1 protein-coding gene is annotated in these 242 nt (G+C 63.6%); it reads left to right on the top strand.

Annotated features, from left to right (window positions below; translation table 11 throughout):
- Positions 1–28: 28 nt before the first annotated feature.
- A partial coding sequence (locus tag ACP7FG_RS13160) for a hypothetical protein (protein ID WP_439226654.1) occupies positions 29–242 on the top strand: 214 nt, incomplete at its 3' end.

The following is a 242-nucleotide window of genomic DNA, read 5'->3' as shown; positions in this document are numbered from 1 at the left end:
CTTGATCTACACGGCGTATGGGGGACTCGTGGCGAGCATCGTCACCGATACCGTCCAGACGCTCGTCCTGCTCCCGCTGCTCGCCCTCGGTTTCGGTGGCGCCGTGCTTGCGTTGGGTGGAACCGCCGAAATACACGCTGCAGCGATCGCTGCGGACGCGCCATTGCTGGATCCGACGTTCGGGCCCGGGCTCACGTTCGGCGTGTACTTTGCCTTCGCCATCCTCGGTGCGAATATGTTGA

It is taken from the genome of Idiomarina sp. ST10R2A5 (genome assembly GCF_051842325.1).
Taxonomy (GTDB): Bacteria; Pseudomonadota; Gammaproteobacteria; order Enterobacterales; family Alteromonadaceae; genus Idiomarina; species Idiomarina abyssalis.
This window is presented reverse-complemented; position numbering and strand designations above follow the sequence as displayed.